Origin of the sequence: Nocardioides epinepheli (assembly GCF_037936805.1) — a bacterium.
In the GTDB taxonomy this organism is placed as follows: domain Bacteria; phylum Actinomycetota; class Actinomycetes; order Propionibacteriales; family Nocardioidaceae; genus Nocardioides.
Window position 1 is genome coordinate 251,765 of sequence record NZ_JBBMMC010000005.1, and the last position, 14,109, is coordinate 265,873.

Genomic DNA, 14,109 nt, shown 5'->3' on the forward strand with positions numbered 1-14,109 from the left:
TGACGACCGATTGAATGGCCCCATGGACCCCCAGCCGCGTTCGAGCATCGACCGACTGCTCCAGGAGGCCCGCCGGACCTATCGCCGCCTCGTCGCCGAGGAGCTTCCAGGCGCAGTGCGCGCCGGTGCCCTGCTGATCGACACCCGGCCGGCCGAGCAACGCGACCGGGACGGCGACCTCCCCGGCGCGATCGTCGTCGACCGGAACGTCCTGGAGTGGCGGCTGGATCCGACCAGCCCCCACCGCATCGCGGAGCCTCTGGAGGACCGGCTCACCGTCGTGGTGTGCAACGAGGGCTACAGCTCGACCCTGGCCGCGGTGTCGCTACGCTCGCTCGGCGTGGATGCCACCGACCTCGTGGGCGGCTACCAGGCGCTCCGCGCCGGCGACCTGCTGCGCGACCTCGGCGAGGCGGCAGGTCCCGAGTCCGCCGGCGTGGGCACGCATGTCTGACGCGGCACGCGGGTCGTCCGAGGTGCAGGACCTCGGCCCCGTGCCCGACCGCCTCAGCCTCGACGCCGCCGCGGTGGCTCGCCTGGTCGCCGACCAGTTCCCGCAATGGGCCGACCGCTCGGTGCGCCCCGTGCGGAACGGGGGATGGGACAACCTCACCTTCCACCTCGGTGACGACCTCCTGGTCCGGCTGCCCAGTGCGGCCGAGTACGCCCTGGCCGTGGAGAAGGAGCACCGGTGGCTCCCGGTGCTGGCCGGCCGAGTGCCGGTGCGGATCCCCAGCCCGGTCGGGCTGGGATCGCCCGCCCACGGCTATCCCTTCCCCTGGTCGATCTATCGCTGGCTCCCCGGCGAGACGGTGACGCCTCACTCCCTCACCGACCCGATCGGGCTCGCCGAGGATCTCGCCGCCTTCCTCGCGGCGTTGCAGGGCGTCGACGTCGCTGACGGGCCCCGCCCCGGCATCCACAACTGGTACCGCGGCGGCACCCTCCGCACGTACGACACGACCGCCCAGGCTGCGCTTCACGACCTCGCTGGAGTCATCGACGTCGACACGGCCGCGGCAGCGTGGACCGCCTCGCTCGACGCGGAGTGGGACGGCGTCGACGTCTGGTTCCACGGCGACCTCGCAGCAGGCAACCTGTTGGTCGCCGACGGGCGCCTGACTGCGGTGATCGACTTCGGCACCTGCGGAGTCGGCGATCCGTCGTGCGACCTCGCGGTGGCGTGGACCCTGTTGGGCCGGTCGGGTCGCCGGGTCCTGCGCGAACGCCTCGGGGTGGACGACGCCACCTGGTCACGTGGCCGCGGCTGGGCGCTGTGGAAGTCGCTGAGTCAGCTGGCCGGCGCGATCGACGACGGCGAGGTCACCGCACGCGACCGGGCCCGCGACGTCGTCGAGCGGATCCTCGCCGACTTCGGCGCCACACGCTGAACCCGGGTGCCGCTCGCACGCGGTTCTCCAGGACTCTCTAGGACGCGACCTTGCGGCGGTGTGCCCACGGGATGATGTCGACCGGGACGGCCGCCCGCCGGCGCTCCAGCGCCGCCCTCGCCTCGGGTGCCAGGTCGCCCGGCGACCAGCTGGTGTCGGTGCTCAACCGGATCTCCACGCGGTCGAACGCCGCGGAGAGCTCGCGCTGGGCCGCCTCGGCGAAGTGGGGGAGCATGGTGCAGCCCGGGAAGGTCCCGCGCAGCACGACCACGAGAGTGCCGTCGTCGTCCAAGTGGCTGTCCTGCACCAGTCCCATGTCGACGATGCTGATCGGACTGCCCGCCGCGACCGAGCAGCTGTCCATCACGGTGGAGAGCAGCTCGTCGACCACGGGCCCCACCGCACCGGCTGTGGGACCGCTGGCGGCCCGGCCGCTCATCGTGCGGCCGCTTCCTGCGCGACCGTCTCCCGCCAGGTCGAGAAAGGCGGCTTCAACCCGTCGACGCTCCGCGCCAGGGCGAACTCGTCGTGCCGGTGTTGGGCGCGCGCGGTCTCGATGTCGAAGCCGACCAGGCCTGCGTAGTTCAGGCCGAGGATGGCCCGCTTGTCGTCCTCGGTCAGCTGGGGGATGCCGAACTTGTGCAGCGTGGCCTCGCTGAACTCCAGCGCCCAGAAGCGCTCCAGCAGCGCCTGCGGGTGGGTGAGGATGCACCCGGTCGCCCACAGCACCTTCTGCGGCCCGCCCCAGAAGATCAGCTGGGCCAGGATCTCCTCGAACCAGCCCGGTGCGTGCTGGAGCAGGGAGGTTGTGATCTCCAGGTTTGCGTACACGTTGGGGTAGCGACCGATCGCCCACGCGGTCTCGTCGAGGAACGCCATCCCGGAGTGCACGATCTCGAACGTCATGTCGGGGAAGGCGTCCGCGGCGATGTCGATGTCGTCGACCTTGTAGGGATCCATCGGCACCGCGCCGTTGGGTACCGCCTTGTGGATCGCGACCGACTTCAGGCCGAGCTCCTGCGCCGCAGCGAACAGCTCGAGGATCTCCGGGTCGTCGGCGCGCCAACGGCGGTACGGGTCGACCCCGTGCGGATAGAGCTTGAGGCCGACAGCAGACGGCATCGCCTCGACCTGCTCGCGCAGATCCGGCAGGTAGACGTCGGGGCCGGCCAGCGGGTCGACGCCGACGTAGCCGATCACCCGATGGGGCCAGCGCCGCAGCGCCTCCTCGGTCTTGTCGCGGGCGCACAGTCCGTCGTGGAACCAGGAGTCCAACCGGAGCACGTGGTGCACGGCCACGTCGGTCTGCGACTCCTCGAACATCGTCCGCATGACCGTCTCGATCGAGGTGTCGCCTCGGAAGACCTCGGGCTCCATGGTGAGCTCGGGAGGGTTCCAGGTCGCGTGGATGCCGGCGATGAGCTCGCCGAGCTGGAGCCCGTACTTGTTGCGGGCGTTGGCCTCGGAGAGGTTGTAGGCGTGGGTGACCGCGTCGATGACGAAGACGTCGTCCGGTAGCGGGGACGGCGTCGACGCGGCTCCTCCGGCGGCGTTCTCGGCATTGAACTCGGCGGTGGGCATCGATCCTCCAGGTGGGTCGCGACGGCCCGAGTCGATCCCGCGTGATGGGTCCGCCGTCGTCCACCCGACGCTACGGACGCCGTGCGCTCCTGGGAACGCCTCGGTGTTTCGGTGCCCGAATCAGGTGTGTGACGCAGCGACACAGCAGCGCGCCCGCTCGGCGCTGTCGTCCCGATACCGTGGGAGGCCGGACCGTCGATCTGGAGGATCATGCTGTCGCAGGAGGCCGAGGAGCTGCTCGGCGCGATGCCGCCCCGTCCACCGCGTGCGTCGGTCGACCTGGACACCAACCGCCGCGGGCTCCGCGCACAGATCCCCGCCTTCGCGCCGCCTGACGAGCCGCTGCTCGTGGGGGAGGGCCTGATCGCCGGGGTCCCGGTGCGCTCCTACCGACCGCCGGCGCTCGAGGGTGTCACGGCACCCTGTGTGGTCTACGCCCACGGAGGCGGATGGGCACTGGGAGATCTGGACACCCACGACTCCTGGTGTCGCCGGCTGAGCCTCGGGGCCGACTGCGTGGTGATCTCGGTGGACTATCGCCAGCCGCCCGAGCATCCCTATCCCGCGGCACTCGACGACGTCACAGCAGTCGTGCGAGCGGTGCTCTCGAACCCGGACTCGCACGACGTCGACCCCGACCTGGTCTGCGTCGCGGGCGACAGCGCCGGCGGCAACCTCGCCGCTGCCACGGCCCAACGACTCGCCGGATCCTCACCGCCCCTCGTCCACCAGCTGCTGATCCTTCCGGTCCTCGACAACCGACCCGAGCGGTGGCCCTCGTACCAGGAGCACGCCGAGGCCCTCGGGCTCACCCGCGACGACATGGTGTGGTACTTCGAGCAGTACGCCGGGCCGCGCTGGTCCGAGGTGGCCGACCCGGGGCTGGCACCCATGCGCGCCGAGTCGCTGGCCGGCCTGCCCACGGCCACGGTGCTGACCGCCGAGTGCGACCCCCTCCGAGACGAGGGGGAGGGGTACGCGGCCCGACTGGTCGAGGCCGGCGTCCCCACGGCGATGCGTCGCTTCGTGGGCACCTTCCACCCGTTCACCCTCTACGTGCCGCGTCTCGAGGCGGCGGTCGAGGCCCTCGACCTGTGTGTCGCCCGGGTCCGCGAGGTGTTCGCCCGCGAGAGATGAGCCGGTCCTTGTCGGCTTCCGGCAGGGGTGGGAGCGTACGTCCATGGAGCTGCGGCAGGTGAGGTCGTTCGTCGTGCTCGCCGAGACGCTCCACTTCGGGCGTGCGGCTGAACGGCTCCATCTGTCGACTCCCGCGCTGTCGCAGCAGATCAAGGCCCTCGAGCGCGACCTTCGCGTCACCCTTTTCGTCCGGGACCGGCGCAGCGTCGAGCTCACCGAGGCCGGGGTGATCTTCCTGGCCCGCGCCGAACCGCTTCTCGCCGCGGCGGACGCCGCGGTGACCGAGCTGCGCGACCACGCCACCGGCGTGCGCGAGACGCTCAGGGTCGGATTGTTCGTCAACAACGCGGCGGAGTGGACCGTGCCGATCCTCAAGCGGTTCCGCGCCGAGCACCCCCAGGTGCGCATCGAGTTCGTCCCTCTCGACTTCGGCGGCCAGCTCTCCGGTCTGCTGGAGGACCAGGTCGACGTCGCCTTCGTCCGGCCGCCCCTGGAGCATCCCGAGCTGCTCGTGCACCCGCTCGCCGTGGAGCCACGGGTCGTGCTGATGTCGCGCGCGAGCGAGTTCGCCGACGCCGACCTGCTCAACACCGACGACCTCGGCAACGCCCGGTTCATCGACGGCACCGCCCTGCAGATGCCGCCGGCCTGGACCGACTTCTGGCTGCTGGAACGTACTGAAAGCGCACCGCGGTCACCTCACGCCGCCCACGGCCGACTCGGCAACTTCGACGCGGTGGTCGTCGACGTCGCGATCAACGAGACCATCACCACCGTGCCCTACTCCGTGGCCCGGGGGCTCGACGTCGGTCATGTCACCCACGTGCGGCTCGCCGACCACGACTGCCAGATCGCGCTCGCCACGCGTATCGCGCCGTCCGGTGCGCTGGTCGGGCGCTTCGTGCAGATCGCACACGAGACCGCACGACAGCTCGCCGATCTCGTCCCGGGTGCGCGAAGCCTCAGCCCGTCCGCCACGCAATCCAGGGTCAGTACGTCGTGATGCGCAGGGCGCGCATCTTCGCGTAGAGGGTGGTCCGAGAGATTCCGAGCGCCTCGGCCGCGCGAACCTTGTTCCCCTCGTGGTCGCGGAGCGCGGCGATGATGGCGTCGCGCTCGGCCCGGGCGATGGGCGCCATCTCCCGAGACCGCTCCTGGGATCGGTAGGCCTCGGGCAGGTCCTCGACGACGACCCCGCCGCTCGTGCGTCGTTCGACGACGTGCTCGATGACCGCGCGCAGCTCGCGCAGGTTGCCGGGCCAGGGCTGCGAGGACAGCGCGCACAGTGCTCCGGGTGTCAGATGGAGCGAGGTCGACGCGCCGAGGTCGCGCATCATCGTCGACACCAGCTCGGGAAGGTCGGCGAGCCGATGGGCGAGAGGCGCGAGCTCCACCCGCTCGAGGCACAGCCCCGCTAGCGCGGCGGCCTGCTGGTCCAGGCGCTCGAGAGGGCCCGAGACCACGATGATCCGCGGCGCCCGCCGGTCGGCCGCGTGCGCGCGGACCAGGTCGACGAGCTGGTCGGGGAGCAGGTCGATGCCGTCGACGCACACGGTGCCCCGGCCGGCCCGCACGAGGGCACCGAACTCGCGGGCCCACGTCGCGGAGCCCTCGAGCAGGGCCGAGGCCGCGCTGAGCACCGTCACCGCCTGACCCTCGGCCAGCTGATGGGCCCGGGTGGTGCGTCCGGAGCCGGGCGGCCCGAAGACCAGAACGGGCGCCTCCGGCCGTGCCTGGCGGGCCCCGCCCGGGGCCGGCACGGACTGGGCCCGGACGGTCTCGTGCGGCTCGACGTGCAGCAGCGCTCCACCGCGGGCCCCGCTCACGCGGGTGGCGCGCACCTGGACCTGCGTACCGGACTCGAGGGTGAGGTCGACGAAGGCGTCCTCGACGACCTCGGAGGCGATCATCCGCAGCAGCGCGACGTCGGTGGAGCTGAGCAGGTCGATCGCGGCCTGGTTGGACATCAGCAGATCGTGGCCGACCGCGACCACCGCGCGTCGTCGTCCGCCCGCGGCCTGGAAGGCGGCGAGAAGCTGCTTGTCCGAGACCCGGCTGCCGTCGAGGAGACGCTGCTCGATGTCGGCCACCGCGCGGGCGACGATCGGGGCCAGGAGCGGGCTGGCGACGTCGGCCAGCGCGGTGAGGTCGAGCACGCCCTCCATACGGCGGGTGGTCGGGTGGAAGATCGGGTGGCCGTAGCAGCTGAATCGGCGCAGCGGCACGGCGAAGTGCTCGCTCCCGTTCACGCTGATGCTCCTCCGCGTCTCCAGGACGGTGCCCGGCGCGTTGGTGCCGACGGCCTCCTCGATCAGCGACGCGCCGACGTCGACCCCGAGGTCGTCGAAGGCGCGGAACGCGTCGGCACCGTCGCACCAGCGGTGCGCGACCCGGCCGTCGCGATCGACCAGGAGCGTGCAGAATCCGGTGCCCTCCAGGCGCGCCCGCAGGTCGTCGAGCACGGGGCCGGCCGCGGCGAGCAGCGAGCTCCTGCGGTCGACGTCGGCGTAGACCACCTGCTCGAGAACCACCTCGGGATCCAGGCCGGCCATCGTCGATCGCCGCCACGACTCCGCGATCGGCTCTCGGAAGACCTCGGCACTGGTCACAGGGGGCTCCGATCGGCGTACCGTGACTGGTGTGACGCCGCTCACAGTAGCAATCGCTCGAGGGCTCGGGATGTCCAGAAACTGAACACTCGCGCGATCCGCGGGTTGCCAGTGTGTCCGGCATCACGCCATCTCGACGTCCCCGGAAACCCCAGGAGAGTGCCCCCATGAAGACGACCGCCGCAGTGGTGTACGAGACCGGCAAGCCGATCGAGATCGAGGAGCTCGAGCTCGACGGCCCCCGCGAGGGCGAGGTGCTGATCCGCTACACCCATGCCGGGCTGTGCCATTCCGATGTGCACATCGCCCACGGCGACCTCGAAGCGCGCCTGCCGATGGTGCTGGGGCACGAGGGCGCCGGGATCATCGAGGAGGTCGGTCCGGGCGTCACCCGGGTGCAGCCCGGCGACCACGTGGTGTGCAGCTTCATCCCCAACTGCGGCTCCTGTCGCTACTGCGCCAACGGCCAGCAGTCGATCTGCGACATGGGGGCCACGATCCTCGACGGCTACCTGCCGGGGGAGCGGTTCCCGATCACCGGGCCCCGGGGCCAGTACGGCGCGATGTGCATGCTCGGCACGTTCAGCCAGTACGGCGTCATCCACCAGAACTCGTGCGTGAAGGTCGACGATGACCTGCCGCTGGAGAAGGCGGTGCTCGTCGGGTGCGGCGTCCCGACCGGGTGGGGCGCCGCCGTCAACACCGCGGAGGTGCGGCCGGGCCAGACCGTCGTGGTGATGGGCGTCGGCGGCATCGGCATCAACGCCGTCCAGGGTGCCGCGCTGGCCGGTGCGAAGAACGTGATCGCGATCGACCCGCTGGCCAACAAGCGCGAGAAGGCGATGGAGCTCGGCGCCACCCACGCATTCGCCACTGCCGAGGAGGCGATGGAGACGATCACCAACCTGACCCGCGGTCAGATGGCCGACTCCGCGATCCTGACTCCGGGACTCCTCACCGCGGAGATCACCGAGCAGGGCTTCAATGCCATCGGCAAGGGCGGCACGGTCGTGCTGACCGGTCTGAACAAGCTCACCGAGCAGACCATCGAGCTTCCGGGCTCGATCCTGACCCTGTTCCGCAAGACGGTGAAGGGCAGCCTGTTCGGCGACTGCAACCCCACCGTCGACATCCCGCGCATCCTCGGCCTCTACCAGTCAGGCGACCTCAAGCTCGACGAGATCATCACCAAGACCTACACCCTCGACCAGGTCAACGAGGGCTACGACGATCTCCTCAACGGCAAGAACGTCCGCGGCGTCGTCATCCACGAGCACGCATGACGGCAGGCCCCAGCGACCTCGGGGTCGTCGACCGGGCCCGGGAGACCGAGTTGCTCGAGGCGGCGTTGGCGAGTGGCGCCAACGTCGTCCTGGAGGGCCCGCCCGGCACCGGGAAGAGCACGCTGCTGCGACGGGTGGCCGCGCGTCGGGAGGCGCGGTTCGCACTCGTCGAGGGCAACGCCGAGCTCACCCCGGCGCGACTGGTCGGGCACTTCGATCCCGCGCTGGTCCTCGATCGCGGCTACCGCCCCGACGTCTTCGTCGACGGGCCACTGGTCAGCGCGATGCGCGAAGGGGGACTCCTCTACGTCGAGGAGCTCAACCGGGTGCCGGAGGAGACCCTCAACGCGCTGCTGACCGTGATGTCCGAGCGCGAGATCACCGTGCCGCGACTCGGCGTCGTCCGGGCGGCCGACGGGTTCGGCGTCGTGGCCGCGATGAATCCCTACGACGCGGTCGGGACGGCGCGGGTCTCCAGTGCGGTCTACGACCGGACCTGCCGCATCGCGATGGGCTACCAGTCCGCCGAGGCCGAGCTCCAGATCATCTCCCAGCGCGCACCGGTCCAGTCGGTCGAATGGGTCCAGCGGGTGGTGGAGCTGGTGCGCGCGACTCGTGCGCATCCGGAGCTCCGGGTCGGCTCCTCGGTGCGCGGAGCGATGGACCTGGTCGGCCTGGCCCGCGAGCTGGCCCGTAGCCGCGGCGTGGACGGCGAGGACTGGCAGGTCGGCCTGGACGCCGCGCTGGTCGCGCTCTCCGGGCGGATCCGGGTCGATGAGTCCTCGACGCGGACGCCGGAGGCGATCATCGAGGAGCTCTACGCCCAGGCCTTCGGCCCTCGTCCCGACGGACCCGGGGGAGAGGACGAGTCCTCGGGGGAAGCCTGAGCCCGCCTCCCCAGGGGGCGGGCGCCCCGACGCCGTCGGATCAGGGAGCGGCCGATCCGCGCAGCTCGCGGCGCGGCCGCCCCGAGCGGACCGCCCCGCGTTCGGAGATGGCGCGGCAGCCGAGGTTCGCCGAGATGTCGCCCGAGGTCGGGCAGCTCGACCTCGACGCCGTGCAGGAGGCGGTGGCCGAGGACCCCGACGCCGTGCTGCCCCTCCTGGCCCTGATGAGCACGGCCACCGACCCGGAGCTGAGGCGCAAGGTGCAGGCTGTCGTGCCGCGCCTGGTCATCGATCGGGCCCGGAGCGGACCGCACGGCCGGATCGGCTCGGGAAAGCTGCGCACGGTGTCCGCCGATCGTGGGGGAGACCTGGAGCTGGACGCCTCCCTGGACGCCGTCGCCGGCGCCTATGCCGAAGGGCGTTCCCCGGCCCTGGACGAGCTCAGTGCGACCACCTGGCAGCGGCCCGCGACCGCGCTGTGCCTGCTCATCGACCGGTCCGGCTCGATGGACGGCCCACGGCTCGCGACCGCCGCGATGGCCGCCGCAGCCTGTGCGCTGCGTGCCGTGGAGTCCGGTGGCGAGCTGGCGGTCGTGGCCTTCGACCGCCGCGCCGAGGTCGTCGTCCCGCTGGCCGCACCACGCGGCGTCCACCGGGTGGTCGAGCGTGTCCTGGGACTTCGCGGACACGGGATGACATCACTGGACGCCGCGCTGCGGGCCGCGCGCGACCAGCTCGCCGGAGCGCGAGCGAGACGTCGGATCACGATCCTGCTCTCGGACTGCCGGGTCACCGACGACGTCGACCCGGTCCCGGTCGCCCGGGGACTCGACGAGCTCCTGATCATCGCGCCCGCCTCCGACGACGAGGAGGCGGTCACCTTCGCACGGCAGGCCGGTGCCCGCGTCGTCTCTCTCGAACGGCTCGCCCAGCTGCCAGAGCTTCTCGACCGGCTGCTGGCCCCGTGACGAGCGCACTTCTTCCTGACTCGATTCCTTTCTTCTTAGCAAGATGGAATCGTTGCGCTGAACATCAAGGACCCCGAGAACGACCGCCGCGCGCGAGAGCTGGCGGCAACGGGGGAGTCGATCACGGGCTCAGCGGTAGATCTCGCGACGGTGACCGAGTGCCAAGACGAGGATGAGCAAGACGCCGTCGTGGACCTCGTAGATGATCCGGTAGCCCCCGGTGCGAACTCGCAGTTCGCCTGCGCCGCCTACGAGCTTCTTGGCCCCTGGTGGACGTGGTGCGTCGGCCAGGAGCTCGATCGCAGCTTGGACCTGGCGCTGCGCACGAGGGTCCAGCTTGCGGAGCTGATGAGCAGCAGACGGTGTCAGCTCGATGCGATAGCGCTCGCCGTCGGCGTCGTGATCGTCGGCGCTCACGCGAGACCGAGGTCGACCTTGACCTGCTCCCACGGAATCGGAGCGGCGCCGGGCTCCTCGAGCTCGGCGCGCGCACGACGGTGGCTTCGGCCTCGAACTGTGCGTTCACGGCCTCGTCGGACAGCCCGATGATGCGCGCGGCAGCCTGCAGGCTGTCGGCTGCCTGGGTCAGCTCGTTGGTCATGTCCAGGAGTAGATCGACGACGCGGTTCTGGAGCGCGCGGTACGAGGGCCAGGGGCCATCCGGGCCGTATCCGATCGCAGCTGGACGGACCCACGAGTTGCGCGGGGTGTCGAGCTTCGACGTGCAGGCACGAAGGTCGCCGTTGATCGTCGGGATCCAGAGTTCGGTGATCTTCGCGATCATCTCGGGATCGACCGTCACGCCTTGGACCGGGGTCCGCTACCTGTACATCGAGTGCCAGGCCCCCATCGACCTGCTGGACTCCCGGTTGCGAGATCGGCGGCGGCTTCCTAGCCAGCGTCCGTCGGTCGGCGTACCGCAGGATGGCGCGAATGGCGAGGGGGAGCGCGACGGAAGGGCCCTGTTCGCCACCTGGGTCGAAGGCATGAAGCGCCCGAAGACTCCGTATCTGCTGCTCGACACGTCGCGGCCCCTTGAGGTGTGTCAGACCGATGTGCTGGAGTATCTGCGACGACCGTAGAACCTATTGATGGCCGTCTGCGCGCTTGCCCTACCAGCCGCCCTGATCGCGGCACATCTGGACGCTGCTGCACAGATCGGTCCTCATGCAGGCGCCGATCAAGAGGACATCTGCGGGCCCGGCTCGCCGTGCGCCGCTAGGCAAGCGACGGCACGCCACGGCGGAAGGCTTGTTCATACGCCGTGTCCGCACTCCACGAATGCTCCAGCGCCTGGTGGACACGCAACATGTTCGTCTCACTGAGCGTCACAAGCGGCGGTCTCTCAGCCCGCTGCTGCTCACGTCTCCCATCCATACAACCCCCGTTGATTGCTCGCCGATAAGTGACATTATGACAACTAGCGCTGTCGGTAGCGCGCGGGTGGTCTCCGCGGCCCTGGAGGACCTGGCCGGGCTCAAGCTCTACGCCCTCGACGAGGACGTCCCCACCACCACGCACCGCGTCGACGTCGAGGAGGCCGCCGAGCTGGTCTGGCGCACCGAGCACGTCCAGAGCGCCGACGCCCTCGGCTCGGTCACAACAGCAGCACGAGCCCAGACCGACGCGCGGGTCCGGCTCGACCAGGCCCACCTTCGGCCGCGCCACCGACATGACCCGCCAGGCCGCACGTCAACGCTGGGCAACGAGGACCACCCCGGCCTGAACACACTTCGTGCACAGCGCGGCCGTCCCATCGCGGTCAGTCGAGTTCGCTGTCTCCTGGCCCGTAGACGGTCCACTTGTCGTTCGGGCAGACCTCCCCCTCATATGTCGCGATCAACTCACCAGCGAACCGCTCATCGCTGTCTGGATTGATCGTGTAGGCCAAGAGCGTGGATGCTAGGCAGTCGGGCATCGCAAGCCAGCCAATCTCGCCAGCAGGTAATCGAACGGCCACATCTCCTGCCGTGAACTCCAACCTCTCATCCCATTTGTTGGAGATAACGACGCTCGGTGCCTCCTGTTCGAAGGGCAGGCACCCCCCGCAGACGATGCTCAGCACGGCCGTACCCGCGGGGAGACGAATAAGTCGCTGGTACATCCTTGCCTTTCGTTGAGCACGTGGCGGAAGTTCGGAAACGTCGGTGATCTCAGCAGATCCGGACTTGATGGTCCTAGCGATTGATAGTAACGCACTGACCCAGATTTCGGGACACGCCGTCGGTCTGCAAATATCCGAGATCACCATCAATCAGGAAGTGTCCTATTGGTCCGTTTTTGTCGGGGTAAGTCCGTCGGGAGCCGAACCGTACTCGGGCCCCCCACTGCCGCGCACCGAGTGGTCAGCTCCAGATGGGTCCGCGGGAGAAGCTCAGCCAGATGCCGGGCATATCCGCTATTTTGGAGGTCAAAGGGGAAGGTCGATTCGGCGTGCATCTCGCCCCAGATAGCAGTCGCCTCCACCCACCACAAGACCGACTGCCAGTTCCCCTTCCACAGCGCAAGGTCAATCGCGGTATCGCCTAGCGGGTTGACATACTCGTATTGGACGGCGTGGAAGTACTCGTGCTGCACCAGAGCCGACCCTCCCCACTCGTCGATGTCGTCGGGCACGCCAATCGAGGTCCACTTCGTCGGGGTGAAGAGTCCCCAAAGTTGCCGACGAGCCTCTCCCCTCGCTCCACCGTCCAAGGCCGTCCGCGCACGACGAGCACCTCCCCACTCGTCGATGTCGTCGGGCACGCCAATCGAGGTCCACTTCGTCGGGGTGAAGAGTCCCCAAAGTTGCCGACGAGCCTCTCCCCTCGCTCCACCGTCCAAGGCCGTCCGCGCACGACGAGCACTCGCGACGATCCGCGTGCGCGCTGCGGCCGGAACATCGGCGACGAGCTGGCCGCAGAGGATGATTGGGACCCCGCGAGGAGGGTGACTCCGAAGCCGTTGGCCAATGCGCTGGTCTGACCATCGGTGATTGTGCAACTCCTAGTAGGGCCAGCCCAGCCAGAGCGAGTAGGGCGAGGCGCCGCGTGGACAGTCGCAGGGCGGGCGTGGCCGGCTGTCGCTCAGTCAGGCGGTCGCGATGGGCCACGTCGGGATGCTTTCACTTGTCCGACGAGGATTACTGGTTCGGTGAAGCGCTGGGCGAGTTGCGGTCGGGGATCGGGCTGCAAACGTCACGCACCGCGTCGACGTCGAGGAGGCCGCCGAGCTGCTCTGGCGCACCGAGCACGTCCAAAGCGCCGACGCCCCTCGGCTCGGTCGCCGCAGCTACCCGAGCACAGTCCGAGGCCCTAGTCCGGCTCGATCAGGCCGTGACCTTCGCCCGCGCCTCCGGCGCCACCTGGGCCGAGATCGGCCGCGCCACCGACATGACCCGACGAGCCGCCCGTCAGCGCTGGAGCTATGAGGACCACCGGACATAGACGCGTCCGGAGAACCGGGTCAGGATCCCCTTCGTGCACACCGGGCGCCCCATCGCGGTCAGTTGAGTTCGCTGTTACCCGGCCCGTAGACGGTCCACTTGTCGTCTGGGCAGACCTCAGCCTCGTACGCCGCGATCAAGTCACCAGCGAGCAGCTCATCACTGTCTGGATTGATCGTGTAGGCCTCGAGCGTCGACACCCTGCACCCGGAGCGCGCAAGCCAGCCAATCTCGCCAGCCGGTACTCGAATGGTCACTGTCCCTGCCGTCACTTCCAACTCCTCGTCCCACTCGTTGGAGACAATGACGCTCTCCGCCTCCTGTTCGAAGGGTAGGCACCCCCCGCTGACGATGCTCAGCACGGCCGTACCCGCGGCGAGACGAATAAGTCGCTGGTACATCCTTGCCTTTCGTTGAGCGTGGCGGAAGTTCGGACACGTCGGCAATCTCAGCACACTCGGCACTGTCGTTGAAGTACGGTTCGGTGAAGCGCTGCGCAACTGCATACATACCGTAAGCAGTTATGGGTCTGCTCGCTCCCCTCCATTCACTTGGCTCGTGCCATCTGCGAAGATGTACCAGTTATCCCAGGGACACGCCGTTCCCTCAAGCATCGCGAATATTTCCATATCGCTCGTGCGCACGGCAATCCTAAGGTACCCACACTCTCCGATCTCCAGGGCCACCTCTTCACCGGGAGTCAGGACTGGATCGGCTGGTATGCCGTCCCAGTCCAGGGTCAATTTTCGCTCCGTATCGTTACGGACCGTAATTGTTGTAATTGGGACTTCAGCCCTGTCGGCTCCATTGAGGAGAATCCGATAACCGA

The 14,109-nt window shown here is 69.3% G+C and carries 14 protein-coding genes; 8 read left to right on the forward strand and 6 right to left on the reverse strand.

Annotation, left to right across the window (positions count from 1 at the left end):
- The first annotated feature begins 22 nt into the window (after positions 1-22).
- Together WMR31_RS09295 and WMR31_RS09300 are read left to right on the forward strand one after the other, a co-directional pair.
- Positions 23-454, forward strand: coding sequence for a rhodanese-like domain-containing protein (locus tag WMR31_RS09295; RefSeq protein WP_340538517.1), 432 nt, complete (start codon positions 23-25; stop codon positions 452-454).
- On the forward strand, positions 447-1,391 hold the full coding sequence (locus tag WMR31_RS09300) for an aminoglycoside phosphotransferase family protein (protein ID WP_340538518.1): 945 nt from the start codon (positions 447-449) through the stop codon (positions 1,389-1,391). The genes WMR31_RS09295 and WMR31_RS09300 overlap by 8 nt, the downstream gene beginning before the upstream one ends.
- Before the next feature lie 37 nt (positions 1,392-1,428).
- Here the strand turns inward: WMR31_RS09300 and WMR31_RS09305 are convergent, their stop codons facing one another.
- Positions 1,429-1,830 carry a hypothetical protein gene (locus WMR31_RS09305; protein ID WP_340538519.1) on the reverse strand — a complete coding sequence of 134 codons (402 nt, stop codon included), beginning with the start codon at positions 1,828-1,830 and terminating at the stop codon, positions 1,429-1,431.
- Positions 1,827-2,972, reverse strand: a complete 1,146-nt coding sequence (locus WMR31_RS09310; protein WP_340538520.1) for an amidohydrolase family protein — start codon at positions 2,970-2,972, stop codon at positions 1,827-1,829. The genes WMR31_RS09305 and WMR31_RS09310 overlap by 4 nt, the downstream gene beginning before the upstream one ends.
- A 210-nt stretch (positions 2,973-3,182) precedes the next feature.
- On the opposite strand from WMR31_RS09310, the gene WMR31_RS09315 reads away from it, so the two are divergent.
- Both WMR31_RS09315 and WMR31_RS09320 read left to right on the forward strand, forming a co-directional pair.
- On the forward strand, positions 3,183-4,109 hold the full coding sequence (locus tag WMR31_RS09315; RefSeq protein WP_340538521.1) for an alpha/beta hydrolase: 927 nt from the start codon (positions 3,183-3,185) through the stop codon (positions 4,107-4,109).
- A 43-nt stretch (positions 4,110-4,152) separates the two neighbouring features.
- Positions 4,153-5,112 carry a LysR family transcriptional regulator gene (locus WMR31_RS09320; protein ID WP_340538522.1) on the forward strand — a complete coding sequence of 320 codons (960 nt, stop codon included), beginning with the start codon at positions 4,153-4,155 and terminating at the stop codon, positions 5,110-5,112.
- On the opposite strand, the gene WMR31_RS09325 is transcribed toward WMR31_RS09320, so the two are convergent.
- Positions 5,099-6,718 (reverse strand): sigma-54-dependent Fis family transcriptional regulator, encoded by a 1,620-nt coding sequence (locus WMR31_RS09325; RefSeq protein ID WP_340538523.1) that lies wholly within the window; start codon positions 6,716-6,718, stop codon positions 5,099-5,101. The genes WMR31_RS09320 and WMR31_RS09325 overlap by 14 nt on opposite strands.
- A 167-nt stretch (positions 6,719-6,885) precedes the next feature.
- On the opposite strand from WMR31_RS09325, the gene WMR31_RS09330 reads away from it, so the two are divergent.
- The 3 genes from WMR31_RS09330 to WMR31_RS09340 all read left to right on the forward strand — a co-directional run bounded on the left by WMR31_RS09330 (position 6,886) and on the right by WMR31_RS09340 (position 9,856).
- Positions 6,886-8,001, forward strand: coding sequence for an NDMA-dependent alcohol dehydrogenase (locus tag WMR31_RS09330; RefSeq protein ID WP_340538524.1), 1,116 nt, complete (start codon positions 6,886-6,888; stop codon positions 7,999-8,001).
- Entirely contained in the window at positions 7,998-8,888 is an 891-nt protein-coding gene (locus WMR31_RS09335; RefSeq protein WP_340538525.1) for an AAA family ATPase, read from the forward strand. The genes WMR31_RS09330 and WMR31_RS09335 overlap by 4 nt, the downstream gene beginning before the upstream one ends.
- A gap of 134 nt (positions 8,889-9,022) precedes the next feature.
- Complete coding sequence (locus WMR31_RS09340; RefSeq protein WP_340538526.1) at positions 9,023-9,856, forward strand: vWA domain-containing protein; 834 nt, start codon at positions 9,023-9,025, stop codon at positions 9,854-9,856.
- A gap of 129 nt (positions 9,857-9,985) precedes the next feature.
- On the opposite strand, the gene WMR31_RS09345 is transcribed toward WMR31_RS09340, so the two are convergent.
- Positions 9,986-10,273 carry a type II toxin-antitoxin system RelE family toxin gene (locus WMR31_RS09345; RefSeq protein ID WP_340538527.1) on the reverse strand — a complete coding sequence of 96 codons (288 nt, stop codon included), beginning with the start codon at positions 10,271-10,273 and terminating at the stop codon, positions 9,986-9,988.
- A gap of 290 nt (positions 10,274-10,563) precedes the next feature.
- Here WMR31_RS09345 and WMR31_RS09350 point away from each other — a divergent pair, with 290 nt between their 5' ends.
- Complete coding sequence (locus WMR31_RS09350) at positions 10,564-10,938, forward strand: hypothetical protein (protein WP_340538528.1); 375 nt, start codon at positions 10,564-10,566, stop codon at positions 10,936-10,938.
- 680 nt (positions 10,939-11,618) lie between these two features.
- Here WMR31_RS09350 and WMR31_RS09355 read toward each other — a convergent pair.
- Both WMR31_RS09355 and WMR31_RS09360 read right to left on the reverse strand, forming a co-directional pair.
- Positions 11,619-11,921, reverse strand: a complete 303-nt coding sequence (locus WMR31_RS09355; RefSeq protein ID WP_340538529.1) for a hypothetical protein — start codon at positions 11,919-11,921, stop codon at positions 11,619-11,621.
- Between the two features lie 1,418 nt (positions 11,922-13,339).
- Positions 13,340-13,642, reverse strand: coding sequence for a hypothetical protein (locus WMR31_RS09360; RefSeq protein ID WP_340538530.1), 303 nt, complete (start codon positions 13,640-13,642; stop codon positions 13,340-13,342).
- Between the last annotated feature and the right edge of the window lie 467 nt (positions 13,643-14,109).

Excerpts from the sequence above, each read along its gene's own strand:
- WMR31_RS09295 (WP_340538517.1), top strand. The coding sequence starts at position 23 with ATGGACCCCCAGCCGCGTTCGAGCATCGACCGACTGCTCCAGGAGGCC.
- WMR31_RS09300 (WP_340538518.1), top strand. The coding sequence starts at position 447 with ATGTCTGACGCGGCACGCGGGTCGTCCGAGGTGCAGGACCTCGGCCCC.
- WMR31_RS09305 (WP_340538519.1), bottom strand. The coding sequence starts at position 1,830 with ATGAGCGGCCGGGCCGCCAGCGGTCCCACAGCCGGTGCGGTGGGGCCC.
- WMR31_RS09310 (WP_340538520.1), bottom strand. The coding sequence starts at position 2,972 with ATGCCCACCGCCGAGTTCAATGCCGAGAACGCCGCCGGAGGAGCCGCG.
- WMR31_RS09315 (WP_340538521.1), top strand. The coding sequence starts at position 3,183 with ATGCTGTCGCAGGAGGCCGAGGAGCTGCTCGGCGCGATGCCGCCCCGT.
- WMR31_RS09320 (WP_340538522.1), top strand. The coding sequence starts at position 4,153 with ATGGAGCTGCGGCAGGTGAGGTCGTTCGTCGTGCTCGCCGAGACGCTC.
- WMR31_RS09330 (WP_340538524.1), top strand. The coding sequence starts at position 6,886 with ATGAAGACGACCGCCGCAGTGGTGTACGAGACCGGCAAGCCGATCGAG.
- WMR31_RS09335 (WP_340538525.1), top strand. The coding sequence starts at position 7,998 with ATGACGGCAGGCCCCAGCGACCTCGGGGTCGTCGACCGGGCCCGGGAG.
- WMR31_RS09340 (WP_340538526.1), top strand. The coding sequence starts at position 9,023 with ATGTCGCCCGAGGTCGGGCAGCTCGACCTCGACGCCGTGCAGGAGGCG.